At 75.8% G+C, this 14,690-nt stretch carries 12 protein-coding genes and 4 tRNA genes; 10 read left to right on the top strand and 6 right to left on the bottom strand.

Annotation, left to right across the window (positions count from 1 at the left end; translation table 11 throughout):
- Nucleotides 1-65: 65 nt before the first annotated feature.
- Together treY and glgX are read right to left on the bottom strand one after the other, a co-directional pair.
- The gene (gene treY, locus ACRYR7_RS01920; protein WP_432570373.1) at nucleotides 66-2,546 is read right to left on the bottom strand and encodes a malto-oligosyltrehalose synthase; all 2,481 of its coding nucleotides are present in this window, start codon (nucleotides 2,544-2,546) and stop codon (nucleotides 66-68) included.
- A complete protein-coding gene (gene glgX, locus ACRYR7_RS01915) occupies nucleotides 2,543-4,684 on the bottom strand; it encodes a glycogen debranching protein GlgX (RefSeq protein WP_432570372.1) in 2,142 nt (713 codons plus the stop codon). The genes treY and glgX overlap by 4 nt, the downstream gene beginning before the upstream one ends.
- Before the next feature lie 200 nt (nucleotides 4,685-4,884).
- Here glgX and ACRYR7_RS01910 point away from each other — a divergent pair, with 200 nt between their 5' ends.
- Both ACRYR7_RS01910 and ACRYR7_RS01905 read left to right on the top strand, forming a co-directional pair.
- Nucleotides 4,885-5,904, top strand: coding sequence for a YihY/virulence factor BrkB family protein (locus ACRYR7_RS01910; RefSeq protein WP_432570371.1), 1,020 nt, complete (start codon nucleotides 4,885-4,887; stop codon nucleotides 5,902-5,904).
- A 103-nt stretch (nucleotides 5,905-6,007) separates the two neighbouring features.
- Nucleotides 6,008-6,226 carry a hypothetical protein gene (locus ACRYR7_RS01905; protein ID WP_432570370.1) on the top strand — a complete coding sequence of 73 codons (219 nt, stop codon included), beginning with the start codon at nucleotides 6,008-6,010 and terminating at the stop codon, nucleotides 6,224-6,226.
- A gap of 350 nt (nucleotides 6,227-6,576) precedes the next feature.
- Here ACRYR7_RS01905 and ACRYR7_RS01900 read toward each other — a convergent pair.
- The 4 genes from ACRYR7_RS01900 to ACRYR7_RS01885 form a co-directional block, all read right to left on the bottom strand.
- Nucleotides 6,577-6,648, bottom strand: a tRNA-Val gene (locus ACRYR7_RS01900).
- 33 nt (nucleotides 6,649-6,681) lie between these two features.
- Nucleotides 6,682-6,752: transfer RNA gene (locus ACRYR7_RS01895), tRNA-Cys, on the bottom strand.
- Between the two features lie 30 nt (nucleotides 6,753-6,782).
- Nucleotides 6,783-6,855, bottom strand: a tRNA-Gly gene (locus ACRYR7_RS01890).
- Between the two features lie 204 nt (nucleotides 6,856-7,059).
- Nucleotides 7,060-7,488 carry an SsgA family sporulation/cell division regulator gene (locus ACRYR7_RS01885; protein ID WP_205706404.1) on the bottom strand — a complete coding sequence of 143 codons (429 nt, stop codon included), beginning with the start codon at nucleotides 7,486-7,488 and terminating at the stop codon, nucleotides 7,060-7,062.
- Nucleotides 7,489-7,922: 434 nt separating this feature from the next.
- Here ACRYR7_RS01885 and ACRYR7_RS01880 point away from each other — a divergent pair, with 434 nt between their 5' ends.
- From ACRYR7_RS01880 to ACRYR7_RS01845, 8 genes are all read left to right on the top strand, one after another.
- Nucleotides 7,923-8,474 carry a TIGR02611 family protein gene (locus tag ACRYR7_RS01880; RefSeq protein ID WP_432570369.1) on the top strand — a complete coding sequence of 184 codons (552 nt, stop codon included), beginning with the start codon at nucleotides 7,923-7,925 and terminating at the stop codon, nucleotides 8,472-8,474.
- Between the two features lie 94 nt (nucleotides 8,475-8,568).
- Nucleotides 8,569-8,640: transfer RNA gene (locus tag ACRYR7_RS01875), tRNA-Val, on the top strand.
- Nucleotides 8,641-8,664: 24 nt separating this feature from the next.
- Nucleotides 8,665-9,285 carry an MOSC N-terminal beta barrel domain-containing protein gene (locus tag ACRYR7_RS01870; protein WP_432570368.1) on the top strand — a complete coding sequence of 207 codons (621 nt, stop codon included), beginning with the start codon at nucleotides 8,665-8,667 and terminating at the stop codon, nucleotides 9,283-9,285.
- A gap of 61 nt (nucleotides 9,286-9,346) precedes the next feature.
- Nucleotides 9,347-11,332: a threonine--tRNA ligase gene (thrS, locus tag ACRYR7_RS01865; protein ID WP_432570367.1), complete on the top strand. Its 1,986-nt coding sequence runs from the start codon at nucleotides 9,347-9,349 to the stop codon at nucleotides 11,330-11,332.
- Entirely contained in the window at nucleotides 11,332-11,937 is a 606-nt protein-coding gene (locus ACRYR7_RS01860; RefSeq protein ID WP_432570366.1) for an HIT family protein, read from the top strand. Before thrS ends, ACRYR7_RS01860 begins: the two co-directional genes overlap by 1 nt.
- Nucleotides 11,938-11,940: 3 nt before the next feature.
- Nucleotides 11,941-12,576 (top strand): phosphatidylinositol phosphate synthase, encoded by a 636-nt coding sequence (gene pgsA / locus ACRYR7_RS01855; RefSeq protein WP_432570365.1) that lies wholly within the window; start codon nucleotides 11,941-11,943, stop codon nucleotides 12,574-12,576.
- Nucleotides 12,573-13,544 (top strand): phosphatidylinositol mannoside acyltransferase, encoded by a 972-nt coding sequence (locus ACRYR7_RS01850; protein ID WP_432570364.1) that lies wholly within the window; start codon nucleotides 12,573-12,575, stop codon nucleotides 13,542-13,544. The genes pgsA and ACRYR7_RS01850 overlap by 4 nt, the downstream gene beginning before the upstream one ends.
- Nucleotides 13,541-14,686 (top strand): glycosyltransferase family 4 protein, encoded by a 1,146-nt coding sequence (locus ACRYR7_RS01845; protein WP_432570363.1) that lies wholly within the window; start codon nucleotides 13,541-13,543, stop codon nucleotides 14,684-14,686. Before ACRYR7_RS01850 ends, ACRYR7_RS01845 begins: the two co-directional genes overlap by 4 nt.
- Nucleotides 14,687-14,690: the final 4 nt, after the last annotated feature.

Here is a 14,690-nt window from a genome sequence, read left to right as displayed (position 1 = left end):
ACCGGGCGGGCACCCGGTGGGCGCGCACCCCCGGTGGGCGGGCGGGACCCGCCCACCGGGGGGGGTCAGCCCTCGCGCACCAGCAGCGCCACCGGCAGCGCGCCCAGCACGTCCGCCACGCGCGCGGGACCACCGGTGACGACCGCGCCGGTGAACGCGTCGCGCCAGGTGCCCTCGGGCAGCGAGAGCGTGTGCTCCCCCCAGCCGCCCAGGCGCTCCAGGGACACCGGCAGCCGGGTCGCCACCGCGATCGCGCCCGGCGCGCCGACCGGGCCGCGGGCGAAGGCAAGCACGTTGCCCGTGGTGGTGGGCACGGGAGAGTAGCCCGCCTCGTCCCCGATGAACCACTCGGCGTGGTCGCGGCGCACGCGCAGCGTGCGCGAGACGACCAGCAGCTTCTCGTCCTCCAGGTCCGCCGGGTCCGAGCCGCCGTCCAGCGCCGCCAGGCGCCGGTCGCGCTCGGCGTAGTCCACCGGGCGGCGGTTGTCCGGGTCCACCAGCGACAGGTCCAGCAGCTCGGTGCCCTGGTAGACGTCGGGCACGCCCGGCATCGCCAGCTGCACGAACTTCTGCCCCAGCACCGCCACCCGGGCCGCCGCCGCGGTCTCCTCCACGAACTCGCCGACCGCGGCCAGGACGGCCTCGTCGCCCAGCACGCCGGTGGCGAAGCGCTCCACCGCGGACTCGTACGCCTCGTCCGGCGCCGTCCAGGTGGTGTGCTCCTTGGCCTCGCGGGTGGCCTTCTGCAGGTACCCCAGCAGCCGCTCGGCGCTCAGCGGCCCGCGGCCCCAGGTGCCGAACACCGTCTGCCACACCAGCAGCTCGGTGCGCGCGTCCAGCTCGCCGGCCCGGTGCTCGGTGGCCAGCTCGCGCCAGCGCGCCAGCGCCGCGCCCCACTCCTCGGTGCGCTCGGAGAGCACCGACAGGCGCGCGCGCACGTCCTCGCTGCGCTTGGTGTCGTGGGTGGTCAGGGTCGTCATGGCCGCCGGCCACTCGCGCTGCAGCGTGGAGCAGAACGAGTGGAACTCCTCGGGCGAGCAGCCGAAGCGGGTGGGGTCGCCGCCCACCTCGTTGAGCGAGGACAGCCGGAACCAGCGGTAGAACGCGGTGTCCTCGATGCCCTTGGCCATCACCGGCCCGCAGGTCTGCTGGAAGCGCACGACGAACTCCGCCACCCGCCGGTCCCCGTCGGCGCCGGCGCGCCCCAGCGCCAGGTCGACGACGACCTGCAGCGTGTCGTGCCGCTCCTCGGGCAGGTGCGCGCGGGCGTGCTCGGCGGCGTGCTCCACGACGCGCACGGCCTCCGCCGGGGCCTGCTCCCCGGGCACCACGTACGCGCGGTACTGGTCGAAGGCCACCAGCAGCTCCACCACGCACTCGTGCAGCCCGCGGCGGGTGTGGTCGCGCAGGTCGACGTCGTCGTGGCAGATGCCCGAGAGCAGGTCCACCAGGCGGTGCACCTCGGCGTACAGGCCGTGCTCGACGATCTCGCGCTTGGCGTTGTCCACCACGGCCTGGAAGGTGCCGGTCTCGCCGGTGAGGGCCACGTACTGCTCGGTGAGCGGTTCCGCGCCGGCCGGGTCCAGGAAGAGCCCGCCCACCCGCTGCAGGGCGTCGTAGCCGGTGGTGCCGGCGCACGCCCAGTCCTCGGGCAGGCCCTCCTCGCCCTCCAGGATCTTCTCCACGACCACCCAGGCGCTGCCGTCGCCGGTGGCGTTGGAGGTCGTCTCGGCCAGCCACCGCAGGTAGCCGCGCGGGTCGGCCAGCCCGTCCGGGTGGTCGATGCGCAGGCCCTGCAGGTCGCCGCGGCCCACCAGCTCCAGCAGCAGCGCGTGCGAGGCGTCGAACACCTCGCGGTCCTCCACGCGGATCGCCGCCAGGGTGTCCACGTCGAAGAAGCGGCGGTAGTTCAGCTCCTCGTCGGCCACCCGCCAGTGCGCCAGGCGGTACCACTGGCGGTCCACCAGCTCGGCCATCGGCAGGTCCTCGGTCCCAGGGCGCACCGGGAAGACGTGGTCGTAGTAGCGCAGCACCCGCTCCTCGCCCTCGGGCGTGGAGCGCGTGCCCAGGCTGAGCTCGCCGGCGGCCAGGACCTGGCCGATGCGCTGCCCGAGCACCGCCATGAGGATCGCGCGGTCCTGCACCGACCAGTCCACGTCGAACCAGCGGGCGTAGGGCGAGCGCGGGCCCTCCTTGAGCACCGACCACAGCTGCGCGTTCTCGTGCGCCGGCGTGGGCACCGCCATGTGGTTGGGCACCACGTCGGCGACCGCTGCCAGCCCCGCGCCGCGCAGCGCGCTCACGAGGCGGTCGAAGCCGGCGCGGCCGCCGGCCTCCTCGTTCAGGCGCGAGTGGTCCACCACGTCGTAGCCGTGGGTGGAGCCCTTCGCCGGCGCCAGGATCGGCGAGAGGTAGGCGTGGCTGACGCCCAGGCGCCGCAGGTGGTCCACCTGCGCGGCGGCGTCGTCGAAGGTGAAGGCCGGCTGCACCTGGAAGCGGTAGGTGCTCACCGGCACGACGGTCGGGCGGTAGGTCGGGTCGGTCACTTCTCTCCCAGCGGTCCACGGGCCAGCACGAGCACGGAGCGGGCGGCGACGGGCAGCGTCGTGCCGGGCGAGAACGCCGACTCCTCGGTGAAGATCGAGACCAGGCCGACCTGGTCGTCGGCGGTGTCCAGGCGCGGGCGCCAGTCGTCGCCGTACGCCTTCTCCGGCAGCGTGAACTCCACCGGCTCGTGCCAGGGGTTGTACATGACGAGGAAGGAGTCGCCGACGATGCGCTCCCCGCGCCGGTCCGGCTCGGGGATGGCCTCGCCGTTGAGGAAGACCATGACGCAGCGGTTGGCGCCATCGCCCCAGTCGGCGCCGGTCATCTCGGTGCCGTCGGCGGCGAACCACTCGATGTCGCCGATCTCGCTCTCGCCGCCGTGCTGGGCGTCGCCGGCGAAGAAGCGCCGGCGCTGGAAGACCGGCTCGGTGCGGCGCAGCTGCACCACGCGCCGGGAGAACTCCAGCAGCTCGCGCTGCGGGGCGCTCAGCTTCCAGTCCACCCAGGCCAGCTCGTTGTCCTGGCAGTAGACGTTGTTGTTGCCCGCCTGCGTCCGGCCCAGCTCGTCGCCGTGCAGGATCATCGGCACGCCCTGGCTCAGCAGCAGCGTGGCCAACAGGTTGCGGTGCTGGCGCGCGCGCAGCGCGACGACCTCCGGGTCGTCCGTGGGGCCCTCCACGCCGCAGTTCCACGAGCGGTTGTGGCTCTCGCCGTCCGCGCCGCCCTCGCCGTTGGCCTCGTTGTGCTTGTCGTTGTACGAGACGAGGTCGCGCATGGTGAAGCCGTCGTGCGCGGTGACGAAGTTGATGCTGGCGATCGGCTTGCGGCCGGAGTGCTCGTACAGGTCCGAGGAGCCGGTGATGCGGCTGGCGAAGTCCGCCAGGGTGCCGGGCTCGCCGCGCCAGAAGTCGCGCACGGTGTCGCGGTAGCGCCCGTTCCACTCCGTCCACAGCGGGGGGAACCCGCCGACCTGGTAGCCGCCCTCGCCGACGTCCCACGGCTCGGCGATGAGCTTGACCTGCGAGACGATCGGGTCCTGCTGCACCAGGTCGAAGAAGGCGCTGAGGCGGTCGACCTCGTGGAACTGGCGGGCCAGGGTGGCGGCGAGGTCGAAGCGGAAGCCGTCGACGTGCATGTCCGTCACCCAGTAGCGCAGCGAGTCCATGATCAGCTGCAGGACGTGCGGGGAGCGCATGAGCAGGCTGTTGCCGGTGCCCGTGGTGTCGAAGTAGTGCTTCTGGTCGCCGTCGACGAGGCGGTAGTACGCCTGGTTGTCGATGCCGCGGAAGCACAGCGTCGGGCCCATGTGGTTGCCCTCGGCGGTGTGGTTGTAGACCACGTCGAGGATGACCTCGATGTTCGCCTCGTGCAGCGCGCGCACCATCGACTTGAACTCCTGCACCTGCTGGCCGCGCTGGCCGGTGGAGGAGTACGCGTTGTGCGGGGCGAAGAAGCCGATGGTGTTGTAGCCCCAGTAGTTCGACAGGCCCTTGTCGACCAGGTGGGTGTCCTGCACGAACTGGTGCACCGGCATCAGCTCGACCGCCGTGACGCCCAGCGCCGTCAGGTGCTCGATCATCGCCGGGTGCGCCATGCCGGCGTAGGTGCCCCGGATCTCCTCGGGGATGTCCGGGTGCAGCTGGGTGAGGCCCTTGACGTGCGCCTCGTAGATCACCGACTCGTGGTACTCGTGGCCCGGGCGGCGGTCGCTGCCCCAGTCGAAGAACGGGTTGACGACCACCGAGAGCATCGTGTGGCCCAGGCTGTCGTCGGTGTTGACGACCGAGTTGTCGCCGAAGCGGTAGGAGAAGAGGGACTCGTCGCCGTCGACCTGCCCCTCGATCGCCTTGGCGTAGGGGTCCAGCAGGAGCTTCTCCGGCTGGCAGCGCGCCCCGCTCTCGGGGTGGAAGGGGCCGTGCACGCGGTAGCCGTAGCGCTGGCCGGGCAGCACCGAGGGCAGGTAGGCGTGCCAGACGAAGCCGTCGACCTCGGGCAGGTCGATGCGCTGCTCCTTCCCGGACTCGTCGATCAGGCACAGCTCGACGCGCTCGGCCACCTCCGAGAAGAGGGCGAAGTTGGTCCCCGCACCGTCGTACGTGGCGCCCAGGGGGTACGGCCGTCCGGGCCAGATCTGCATCGCGGGTCCTTCCAGTGCCTAGCTCGTGCCCGGCTCGTGCACCGGGCGTGGGCGGTCGACGGTCATCATCGCGGGTCCGGGCCCCGCGCACACCCCGGCCGCCGCCGGGCACCCGCCCGCCCGCCCCGAGCGCCCCGAGCGCCCCGCCCGGACGGGTGCGCCCGCCGCGCGCACCCCGGCGCCGCGGCTACCCTGCCGCGGTGCCCGAAGACCGGCCCCGGCCCGCGGGCGCGCACCGCCGCCCCGTCCAGACCCCCGTCCCCGCCACCGCCGCCCCGGCCGTCCCCGCGTCGGCCCCCCCGCGGGCGCGGCGCGCCCTGCGGGCCGCGCGCGAGCTTGTCGTCGGCACAGTCGGCGCCTGCCTGCGCTTCCGCGTCACCGGCCTGGCGGCCGAGGGCGGCTTCTTCGCCCTGCTGTCCCTGCCGCCGCTGGTCTTCGGCCTCGTGGCCAGCCTGGGCTACGTCGGGCGCTGGCTGGGCGCGGCCGAGGTCGCCGCGGCGCGCGGGGAGCTCACCCGCCTGACGGAGACCTTCTTCACGCCCGAGGTCGTCGCCGAGGTGGTCCTGCCGACCTTCGACTCGGTGACCACCACCGGCCGCGCCGACCTGACGCTGCTGGCCTTCGCCTTCAGCGTGTGGTCCGGCTCGCGCGCGCTGAACGTGCAGGTCGACACCATCTCGATCATGTACGGCCTGGGCGGGCACCGCGGCGTCGTGCGCACGCGGCTGCTGTCGCTGTCGACGTACCTGGTGGGCCTGCTGGCCGCGGTCGTCGTCGTGCCGCTGCTGCTGGTGGGCCCGCGCGCGGCCGCCCGCTGGCTGCCCAGCCACCTGGAGGTGCTCTCGGACGCCTACTGGCCCGCGGTGCTGCTGCTGTCGGTGGCCACCCTGACCACCCTGTACCACCTGGCCACCCCGGTGCGCAGCCGCTGGTGGCGCGACGTGCCCGGCGCCGTGCTGGCCCTGGTGCTGTGGCTGGTGACGTCCTCGGTGCTGCGCACGCTGCTGTCGGCGTCCGTGGGCGGCACCTCCACGTCCATCTACGGGCCGCTGGCCGCGCCGATCGTCGTGCTCGTGTGGTTCTACTTCCTGGCCATCGCCGTGCTGATCGGGGCGGCGCTGAACTCCGCGGTGGACCGGGTCTGGCCGGACCCGACGAAGGCGGCGGCGCGCGAGGCCGCCCGGGCGGAGGCCGTCCGGCGGCGCCGCTGGGTGCCCTGAGGGCGCCGGCCCACCGCCCACCGCACCGCCGCCCCCGCCGGGGCCGGGAACGCCGGGGCACCCCCGCGGCGTTATGCGGGCAACGACGACCCCGGGAGGACCCGTGCGCAGCGCCGCGACCACGTTGACCTTCGCCGCCCTGATCGCCCTGCTGGGCGCGACGGGCGCCGCCGTCCAGGACGGCGCCACCGACGGACCGGTGGCACCGCGGGAGGACTACGCCTCCCGCGCCCCCTCGGTGCCGCCGGCGGCCTCCGAGCCGTCCGGCTCAGAGGCCGCCGAGCCCTCCGAGCCGTCGGCAGGGGACGCCGAGCCGGTCTGAGCACCGTTCCCGCCGCCCCCGCCGCCGCGCCGCCGCACCGGGGGCGGTGCGGCGCTCCACGAGCGCAGGACCAGGCGGGCCGCCGCCCGGCGGTGGCGCTGCGCCGCGCGCTCGGAACCGGCCGTGCGCGCGCGCCAGTCGTGCCAGCGCACCCGCCAGCCCGGCCGCTCGTCGTCCACGCCCCACGCTCCTCGGGGTGCGCCGACCGCGCCGCACCCGGCTCCAGCGTGCTCCGCCCGGGGCGCGGTGTCACCCCGCACCGGCGGGTCCCGCGCACCGGGGCGGTGCGGGAACGCGGAAGGCCCCGTCCCCCTCGAGGGGGACGGGGCCTTCCGGCGGGACCTGCTGCGTGGGCGATACTGGGATCGAACCAGTGACCTCTTCCGTGTCAGGGAAGCGCGCTACCGCTGCGCCAATCGCCCTCGAGCACACCGGGAGCTACCCGATGGGCTGTGAGGTGGAGACGGGATTCGAACCCGTGTGGACGGCTTTGCAGGCCGCTGCCTAACCTCTCGGCCACTCCACCGCGAGGCTCGCGCCTGTGAGCCGGCCTCCGAGCGGACGACGGGACTCGAACCCGCGACCCTCACCTTGGCAAGGTGATGCGCTACCAACTGCGCTACGTCCGCACGCCTCCGGTTCCCCGCCCTTCCGGCCGGTTCCCCGTGACGTCGTAGACATTAGCCGACGGGTGAGGGTCCAGTCCAACCGCCCCCGCGCGGGCCGTTCACCCGCCGTTCGCCCGGGGTGGGGGCGGACGTGCGGAGGGGCCCGCGTCCCGGCGTCGGTGCCGGGGGCGGGCCCCTCCTCGAGCGTCGTGCTGTCGCTGCTCCTCAGGCGGTCAGCCGGGCGATCAGGTCGTCCAGGTCCAGGTGACGCGCCTCGCGGCCCGGGGGCACCAGGGCCTCGGCCCGGCGCAGGAAGCGCCGGACGTCGGCCTCGTCGGCCTCCAGCTCCGCGTTGCCGTCCGGGGACGACAGGCGCAGCAGGACCCGGGGGCGACCGTCGGGGGAGTCCGTGCACGGGCGCACTTGCACGTCGCCGTCGCCGGCGGGTGCGGTGAGCCCCTCCCTCAGCAGGTCGCGGGCGAACACCCACTCGACGTCCGCGTCACCCCCGCGGAAGACCGCGTGGATGGCGAAGGGGTCGTCAGCCCCGTAGTGGAGGCTGGCGGGGACCGGGAGCCCGGGCCCGCTGGTGGTGCGTAGGCGCAGCGACACGTCGACGTCGACCTCGGTCTTGCGGTGCGGCAGTGCAGGCACGTCGACCTCCGTGTGCTCATGGCCGCTGACGGGCTCCAGCGACCGTGCCCAGGAGTTTCCCACCATCCGCGCCCTTCAAACACCGGAACGCGCAACTCGGCGCCCGGCGCGTCGCGGCGGGCCCGCGACCGGGGCGCACCGTCACGGGCGGGTCGCCGCGCGGTCGCGGGCGGGTCGCGGTGGCGGCCCGGCGCCGACCCCGCCCACTCCGGGTCATGATTGGTCACCCGCCGTGGTCGCCGGGGGCCGTCGGGAGGTGGTCGCGCCGGCGCGGGAGCGCTGCGGGCCCCTCGCGCGTTGCACCGTCGGCGACCCGCGCGGGCGGGGGCGAGCGGGGAGGGCGAGTGCGGGTGACGGCGGGCAGCCAGGACGGTCGCGGGGCGGCGCACGGCGACGCGCGGAGCGCGCCGGGCGGGGCCGGCGGGGAGCGGCGCGTGCGCGAGGCGCCGCGACCGCGCGGCGGCGGCGCGCACGGCGCCCGCCCGACCCTGCCCGACCCGCCCCGCGCCCCGGCGCCGCTGCCCGGCCCGCCCCCCGGCGCGGGAGCGCAGCGGCCCGGTGCGCGCCGGCACCGCGTCGAGCGGCTGCGCGCGGCCTTCCGCGCCCGCCGCGAGCGGCTGCGCGCCGACCCCCACGCCGACCGGGTCTACCGCACCGCCGTCGGCGTCGTGGGCAGCGCCGTGGTGCTGCTGGGCCTGGCGCTGGTCCCCCTGCCCGGGCCCGGCTGGCTCGTGGTCTTCCTCGGCCTGGCGCTGCTGGGCACGGAGTTCGCCACCGCGCGGCGCGCCCACCGCTTCGGCCGCCGGCAGCTGCACCGGTGGACCGCCTGGGTCTCGCGCCGCTCGCTGGCCACGCGCACCGCCATGGCCGCGGGCACCGCGGCGGCCGTGACCGCCGCGGCCTGGGGCTACCTGGCCTGGCAGGGGGTGCCGGCGTGGAGCCCGGACGTCGTCACCGCCCAGCTGGTGCGCCTGCCGGGCCTGTGAGGGCCCCCGTCCCGCGCCCGCCGCGGGGGGTGGTCGAGACAGCCCCGCCGGATGCGGTACGGTTCTTCCACCGGTCGCGGACAGCGGTCGCACCGGGCGATTAGCTCAGCGGGAGAGCACCTCGTTCACACCGAGGGGGTCACTGGTTCGATCCCAGTATCGCCCACACCGTTCCACCCAGGAGCAGCGCATGCAGAGCCCCGAAGCCCCCGGCTTCGGGGCTCTCGTCGTCGAGGTGGCCCTCTTCCCCGTGAAGTCCGTCGCCGGTCTGCGGCCCGCGCACGCGCAGGTGGGGCCCGAGGGCCTGGCCGGGGACCGCGGCTTCGTGCTCGCCGTCGCCGGCGGGCCGGCGCTGACCGCCAAGACGACCCCGCGCCTGCGCGCGCTGGAGCTGTCCGGTCCCGCCGCCGCCCCGGTGCTGCGCGCCCCCGGCGCAGCGCCCGGCGACCTGGGTGCGGTGGCCCGCTTCCTCGGCGTGGACGCGCCCCTGGAGCTGCGCCCGGCGCCCGGCGGGGCGCGCCAGGTGGCCGCCGTGCACGTGGTCAGCACCCTGGAGCGCGACGACCCGGCCGCCGGGGACTCCTCCCGCGCCAACCTCGTCCTGCGCCCCGCGCCCGGCGCGCGCCCGCCGGCGCCCGCCCGGCTGGCGGGCTCGCTGCTGGAGGTCGGGCCGGTGCTGCTGCGCCTCGGTGAGCCGCCGCGGCACTGCGCCGGCTCCTTCGCCGAGGTGCTGCGCGGCGGGCGGGTGCGCACCGGCGACGCGGCGCGGCTGCTGGCGCGCGCCGACGGCGGGGGCGGGGCGCCCGGATAGAGTCGCGGGCGTGGAGCCCGCGCTCCACGGCCCTGACCGACGCACCCCCCGGAGGCACGCAGTGTCCGCCCAGCTCACCGTCACCCGTTCCGGCGCCTCCGCGCCCGCGACGACGGTGCAGGTCGCGGCGGGCACCACCGCCGCCGAGCTGTTCGCCGACGAGCGCGACGTCGTCGTCGCCCGCGTCAACGGCGAGCTGCGCGACCTCTCGCACCCGCTGGCCGACGGCGACGAGGTCGAGGGCGTCCTGATCACCTCCGAGGACGGCCTGGCCGTGCTGCGCCACTCCGCCGCCCACGTCGTGGCGCAGGCCGTGCAGCAGCACTTCCCCGCGGCCAAGCTGGGCATCGGCCCGCCGATCCGCGACGGCTTCTACTACGACTTCGACGTCGAGACGCCGTTCACCCCCGAGGACCTGAAGACCCTCGAGAGGACGGCGCAGCGCATCGTCAAGGAGGGCCAGCGGTTCGTGCGCCGCGAGGTCGGCGACGACGAGGCCCGCGCCGAGCTGGCCGGCGAGCCGTACAAGCTGGAGCTCATCGGCCTGAAGTCCAGCGCCGGCGACGCCGCCGAGGGCGCGGACGTCGAGGTCGGCGCCGGCGGGCTGACGATCTACGACAACGTCCGGCGCGACGGCACCGTGGCCTGGAAGGACCTGTGCCGCGGCCCGCACCTGCCCAGCACCCGCCTGATCGGCAACGGCTTCACCCTGCTGCGCTCGGCGGCGGCGTACTGGCGCGGCAGCGAGAAGAACCCGCAGCTGCAGCGCGTGTACGGCACCGCCTGGGCCAGCAAGGACGACCTGAAGGCCTACCAGGAGCGCCTGGCCGAGGCCGAGCGGCGCGACCACCGCCGCCTGGGCGCCGAGCTGGACCTGTTTTCCTTCCCCGACGAGATCGGCTCGGGGCTGGTGGTCTTCCACCCCAAGGGCGGCGTCGTCAAGCGCGTCATGGAGGACTACGTGCGCCGCCGGCACGTGGAGGAGGGCTTCGACTACGTCGGCACCCCGCACATCTCCAAGGGCGGGCTGTTCGAGACCTCCGGGCACCTGCCCTACTACGAGGACACGATGTTCCCGGCGATGGAGCTGGAGAACAGCAAGTACTACCTCAAGGCCATGAACTGCCCGATGCACAACCTGATCTTCCGCTCGCGGGGGCGCTCGTACCGGGAGCTGCCGCTGCGGTTCTTCGAGTTCGGGTCGGTGTACCGCTACGAGAAGAGCGGCGTCGTGCACGGCCTGACCCGCGTGCGCGGGCTCACCCAGGACGACTCGCACAGCTACGTCACCCCCGAGCAGGCCCCCGGGGAGATCAAGCACCTGCTGGACTTCGTCCTGGGCCTGCTGCGCGACTTCGGCCTGGACGACTACTACCTGGAGCTGTCCACCCGCGGGGACTCCGCGAAGTTCATCGGCAGCGACGAGGAGTGGGCCACCGCCACGGCCGTCCTGGAGACCGCCGCGCGCGAGACCGGCCTGGACCTGGTGCCCGACCCCGGTGGGGCGGCGTTCTACGGCCCGAAGATCTCCGTGCAGGCGCGCGACGCCATCGGCCGCACCTGGCAGATGTCGACGATCCAGTACGACTTCAACCAGCCCGCGCGCTTCGACCTGGAGTACACCGCCGCCGACGGCTCCAAGCAGCAGCCGGTGATGATCCACTCGGCGAAGTTCGGCTCCCTGGAGCGCTTCTTCGGCGTCCTCACCGAGCACTACGCCGGCGCCTTCCCGCCCTGGCTGGCCCCCGTGCAGGTCGTGGGCGTCCCCGTCGCCGACGCGCACGTCGAGCACCTGCGGGCGGTCGCCGCGCAGCTGCGCGAGCGCGGCGTGCGCGTGGAGGTCGACGCCTCCGACGACCGCATGCCCAAGAAGATCCGCACCTGGACCAAGCAGAAGGTGCCCTTCCTGCTCATCGCCGGCGCCGAGGACGTCGAGGCCGGCGCGGTCTCCTTCCGCTACCGCGACGGCAGCCAGGAGAACGGCGTGCCCGTGGCCGAGGCCGTCGCGAAGGTCGTCGACGCCGTCGAGCGGCGCGTGCAGGTCTGATGGCGGGCGTGGACGAGCCCGGCGCGGCGCCGGGGGTGGAGCCGGCCGCGGCCTTCGCCGGCGGCCCCGACGGCTTCGAGCGGCTGTGGACCCCGCACCGCATGGCCTACATCACGGGCGAGGAGAAGCCCGCCGACCCCGACGACGCGCGGCAGTGCCCGTTCTGCCGCGCCCCCTCGCGCACCGACGAGGAGGGCCTGGTGGTGCACCGCGGCGAGCGGGTGTTCGTCGTGATGAACCTCTACCCGTACAACCCCGGGCACCTGCTGGTGTGCCCGTACCGGCACGTGTCCTCCTACGTCGACCTCGACGCCGCCGAGCTGGCGGAGTTCACCGCCCTGACCCGCGCGGCCGTGTTCACCCTGCGCGCGGCCTCGAACCCCGCGGGGTTCAACGTGGGCATGAACCAGGGCGCCGTGGCCGGCGCGGGCATCGCCGCGCACCTGCACCAGCACGTCGTGCCCCGCTGGGCCGGCGACGCGAACTTCCTGCCGGTGGTGGCGCGCACCAAGGCGCTGCCGGAGCTGCTGGAGGACACCCGGCGGCGCCTGGCCGCGGCCTGGACCAGCACCGACCCGGCCGACCCGGCCGCCGGCGAGGGCTGAGGGGTGCTCGGCCGCAACGCCCGCACCTTCGCGGCCCGCGTCTTCACGCCCCCGGCCAGGCTGCTGCTGCGCCTGGGCGTCGACCCGGACGCGGTGACGATCGCCGGCACCGTCGGCGTGCTCGTCAGCGCCCTGGTGCTCTTCCCGCTGGGGCACCTGTTCTGGGGCTCGATCGCGGTGGCGTTCTTCGTGCTGTCCGACACCGTCGACGGCATCATGGCCCGCACCCTGGGCCGCTCCGGGCGCTGGGGCGCCTACCTGGACTCCACCCTGGACCGCTTCGGCGACGCCGCCGTCTTCGGCGGCCTGGTCGTGTGGTTCGCCCGCGGCGGCGACTCGCCCGCCACGGCCGGGCTGGCCCTGCTGTGCCTGGTGCTGGGCAGCCTGGTCTCCTACGCCAAGGCCCGCGCCGAGGGGCTGGGGTTCACCGCGGACGTCGGCATCGCCGAGCGCTCCGACCGCCTCCTCGCCGTCCTCACCGGCACCGCGCTCGTCGGCCTGGGGGTGCCGCTGCCGTTCCTGACGGTCGTGCTCGCCCTGCTCGCCGCCGCCAGCCTCGTCACGGTCGTGCAGCGCATGGCCGCCGTGCGGCGCCAGGCCACGGCCGGTGCCGCGGCCGCCCCCTCGCCCGGCGCGTGAGCGCCACCCGCGACGACCTCACCGCGGCCGGCTTCCGGCTGGCCTGGCGGCTCGTGCGCGCCGTGCCCGAACCGGCGGCGCTCGCGCTGGCCGAGCGCGCCGCCGACCGCGTCCACGCCCGCGGCGGGGCCCGCGTGGAGCAGCTGCGCGCCAACCTGCGCCGCGCCCGCCCCGGCGCTGCGCCGGACGAGCTGGACGCGCTGGTGCGCGAGGGGCTGCGCTCCTACGCCCGCTACTGGTGCGACGTCTTCCGGCTGCCGGGCTGGTCGCGCGAGCGCACCGTCGCCTCCGTGCGCGCCGTGGGCGACGGCCCGCTGCGCGAGCGGCTGAGCGCGGGCCGGGGCGTGGTGGTCTTCCTCGGCCACACCGGCAACTGGGACCACGCGGCGGCCTGGTCGGCGCTGGAGCTGGCGCCCGTCGTCACCGTCGCCGAGCGGCTGCGCCCGGAGGCGGTCTTCGAGGGCTTCCTCTCCTTCCGGCGCTCCCTGGGGATGGAGGTGCTGCCGCTGGGCGACCCCGGCACCTTCCCGACCCTGGTGCGCCGCGCCCGCGCCGGGGCGTTCGTGCCGCTGCTGGGCGACCGCGACCTGTCCGGCAACGGCGTGCCCGTGCGCTTCCTGGGGGAGCAGGTGCCCGTGGCCGCCGGCCCGGCCGCGCTGGCGCTGGCCTCCGGTGCCGCCCTGTTCCCCGCCTCGCTCTGGTACGAGGGGGCGCCCGGCCGGCCGCGCACCCTCGTCGTGGAGTTCGGCGCGGAGGTGCGGCGCCCGCCGGCCGACCCCGCCCGCGGCGCCCGGGCGGCCCGCGACGCGGCGGTGGCCGCCATGACGCAGGCGTGCGCGGACGCCGTGGCCGCGGGCGTGCGCGCCCACCCGCAGGACTGGCACGTCCTGCAGCCGCTGTTCGCCGACGACGTCGCGCGGGCCGCCCGGGCCGCCCGGGGGGAGCGCGGGGAGCGGGGGCGGCGGTGAGGATCGGGATCGTCTGCCCGTACTCCTTCGACGTGCCCGGCGGCGTGCAGTTCCACGTGCGCGACCTCGCCGAGCACCTCACCGGCCTGGGCCACCACGTGCGGGTCCTGGCCCCGGCCGACGACCCCGCCACGCTGCCGCCGTTCGCCGACGCCGCCGGCGGCGTCGTGGCGGTGCCCTACAACGGCTCGGTGGCCCGGCTGTCCTTCGGGCCGCTGACCGCCGCCCGGGTCCGGCGCTGGGTCGCCGACGGCGGCTTCGACGTGCTGCACGTGCACGAGCCGCTCTCCCCGAGCACCTCCCTGCTGGCGCTGTGGGCCGCCCAGCGCCCCGTCGTGGCGACCTTCCACACCGCCAACCTGCGCTCGCGGGCCATGCAGGCGGCGTTCCCGCTGCTGCGCCCCAGCCTGGAGAAGATCGCCGCGCGCATCGCCGTCAGCGAGGACGCCCGCCGCACCGTCGTCGAGCACGTCGGCGGCGACGCCGTGGTGGTGCCCAACGGGGTGTTCACCGAGCGCTTCGCCCGCGCCCCGCGCCGGCCGGAGTGGTGCGGCACGCCCGAGCGGCCCGTCGTGGCCTTCGTCGGCCGCCTCGACGAGCCGCGCAAGGGCCTGGGGGTGCTGTGCGAGGCCGTGCCCCGGGTGCGCGCGGCGCTGCCCGGCGCGCGCTTCCTCGTCGCCGGCCGCGGCGACGTCGAGGCCGCGCGCGCGACGCTGGCGGACCCCTCGGCGGTGGAGTTCCTCGGCGCCGTCGACGACGACGCCAAGCGCTCCCTGCTGGCCTCGGCCGACGTCTACCTGGCCCCGCACACCGGCGGGGAGAGCTTCGGCATCGTCCTGGTGGAGGCCCTGGCCGCCGGGGCCGCCGTCGTCGCCAGCGACCTGGGCGCCTTCCGGCGGGTCCTCGACGACGGCGCGCACGGGGTGCTCTTCCCCACCGGCGACGCCGCCGCCGCCGCCGGGGCGCTGCTCGGCCTGCTGGGCGACCCGGACCGGCGCGAGCGGCTGGCGCGCGCCGGGCAGCGCGCCGCGCGCCGCTACGACTGGGCGGCCGTGGGCGCCGACGTCCTGGCCGTCTACGAGACGGTGCGCACGGGCGAGGACGCGCACCGGCCCGGGGAGCAGCGCAGGGCCGGCGGGTGACGGC

Origin of the sequence: Kineococcus gurbantunggutensis (genome assembly GCF_050871925.1) — a bacterium.
Lineage (GTDB): Bacteria > Actinomycetota > Actinomycetes > Actinomycetales > Kineococcaceae > Kineococcus.
This window is presented reverse-complemented; position numbering and strand designations above follow the sequence as displayed.